The 2479-nt window shown below is 49.7% G+C and carries 2 protein-coding genes; one reads left to right on the top strand and one right to left on the bottom strand.

The genetic code is table 11. The features are described 5' to 3' along the window. Window positions 1-104 precede the first annotated feature (104 nt). On the bottom strand, window positions 105-884 hold the full coding sequence (locus HK439_RS26225) for a hypothetical protein (protein ID WP_190294437.1): 780 nt from the start codon (window positions 882-884) through the stop codon (window positions 105-107). Between the two features lie 237 nt (window positions 885-1121). Between HK439_RS26225 and HK439_RS26220 the strand changes: the two genes are divergently transcribed. Further along, entirely contained in the window at window positions 1122-2195 is a 1074-nt protein-coding gene (locus HK439_RS26220) for a hypothetical protein (protein WP_190294436.1), read from the top strand. Window positions 2196-2479 lie beyond the last annotated feature (284 nt).

Raw genomic sequence — 2479 nt, 5'->3', positions numbered from 1 at the left:
GGCAACAGCGGCCCGATCACTTCCCATTCTTCGTCTGTAACGCCAATCCGCTCGCCCAAGGCTGCCTCCAAAAGCCAGCCTTGAATCAAGGTCCGAGTCCCCAGTCAAGCTTTGTCCACGAAGCCTAGCGCGCTCTCGTCAGCACCGGCGGCAACTAAATTTTCATGATTTTGATGAAGTTGCTGAGCCAAATCCTTGACTTTTGCAAGATTCAAATCGCCTCCAACAATATCGCGCACTTTGTTACTGTTACCGACTACGCCCACAAAGCTGCCAACCGAACCGATTGTAATAGTCGGATTATTTTGGGCCGCGATCTTTTCTTCAGATTTGAAAGACATACCCTCTCCCTTCACTCCAGTTCTCTCAAGTTCAATTGCCCAATCCAAGATCATGTTCCGAACCTGATCGATGATACCGACAAGGGCGCCACGACCGATAAAATTGGCCATCTCACCGAATTGGACTTCGCTATTCTTATTCAACATATGAATTACTTGAGGTGACAGTCGATTCTGAAAAACTTCATTTTCCGAATCTTTAAGTAAGTCTTCAATAGAGGCGATAGATTGCCCGGTATGCGCTCTTGATATTGCCTCAATCATCTTCGGCGTGCCCATGATCGGTATCCATCCATTAAATGGATTAAATGCCTTGGGAACTCCTGTGATTTGGCGGTAATGTGGAACAGGGTTCTTATTATACCCGTTTAATTCATTATCCACCCACTCCTCAACCACAGGAAGTTGAAGCTTGGCAGCGGCTAATTTCACCTTTCTTAGCAGTGTTGAAACAGATGTCTGCGAATCAAGAGCATCACGTTGTATTTCTTCGACCAGACCCGACATTGCCCCCCCGATCATTCCAACTTCAACAAATGACATGTCTCAGAACTTGTCTAAACTGCAACCCAAATAGGAATGCTATGCACTAATTACAATCAATTTTCATCACATCACTTGTATTCTAATGCTTACCCAAATCTGGTGACCCGATACCTGCGCCCTAAAGTGATTAGTGAACATTAAATAGCTATCTTATGAAGCCTAAACGGCTGAATAGCAGGGCCGTTTTTCGGAAGCTTACTTGGCCAAACTCGACTTTAAGTTATAATTTGCGGCATGACCGCAGAAACCATGCCCGCCAAATATCGTGTCGAAGAATTCTTCAGTCACATCGACATGGGTTTCCTAAACCGACGGCTAGCGATCAGCTCCCTCGGTCCATTGCGAGATGCATTCATCGCGCGGCAAAAGCCGGGCGACGATCACATGACACGGCTCGCCAATGATCATTTGCTGGTCACAATGCTGATCGATATCTGCTCAGAATTCAAAGCACCATCGCTCGCCGAAGCTCTCACTCTTGGCCAGCCACGGGCGATGTTTATGAGCACGGAGCGGCTTGAGCCCTGTCCAGAGATAAGGACAAGCGATCGTGTAACGCAACGCGTGCATCTGGAGTTCGACTACGGCAAGCCTGTGGTCATTAGTTACCACACGGCACACATTGTCAGCGACACGGGCCGAATGGTGTTGATCCGAGGCTACGCAGACGGATATCGCGAAGCTATTATCGGATTGCTTCATGACAAGGGCGATCGGTTCGAAATTGAACCTATCGTTATGGGAGCTCCCTTCATTGATCATCCACGCAACGCCGCCAGGGGCGGCTCGCAAGCAGTGTGGTGCGGCTATGACTATGGCGAAATTCTCGCCGAGGATATTGCTGAGTTTAGCAAAATCCGTGACGTCACTACCGCCAGCGCTGACGAATGGATGAAGGTCATGAAACGAACGCCCGAGGCGCACGTAAAGGCTGCAATTGCCCAACTGCTTTCAGAACCCACCAAGAAAGATTGGGGCGGAGAAGAGAACGACCATTTTTCATCTAACGTCACTGTGGCCGAACGTCGTCGGACGGCGGCATTTCTGCTGAAGGGGCCTACGCGCTTCGAAGAGATGACACCTGCAATGTGCGGTAAGAACGGTGATCAAATTTATCGACTGACAAGAGCCGGGGCTGATGTCTCCGTTGTTCAACACTCGCACCTAATCGGAGCAGCAGTACGTGAGACACTGCGCGCCATGGTCGTAACCCCCGGTCATCCGAGGTTCTTTTGCGTCATGGATGGGCAAGTGACTTACCGCCTTCTCAAGGCGTACACCTTCTTATTTAAAATGGGCACAGGATGACGCCTTACTTTTCATAGGGAGTGCGATAGTAAGTTAGCGACATGATTTCCTCGGCTACCGCCTCGTGCATAAAGCGGTCATCTGAACATAGTTCAACCTCTGTCCGTTTAGGATCGAAAACGCTCTGCAAAATGAATTGCAAAGTCTAGAGCTAAACCGCCCTCGCTCCTTTACATTCCGGCCAACCGATCAACCAAGAAACCCACCTCCACCGGCAGCTTCTCTTGGGACAGACCTATAAATTGCGGAGCCGGATGACACCTATGCGCCACCCGCCCCGCGCC

It is taken from the genome of Roseibium aggregatum, assembly GCF_014692675.1.
GTDB lineage: Bacteria > Pseudomonadota > Alphaproteobacteria > Rhizobiales > Stappiaceae > Roseibium > Roseibium aggregatum_C.
The sequence above is the reverse complement of the archived record's forward strand: the minus strand, read 5'-3'. Positions and strand labels throughout refer to the sequence as shown.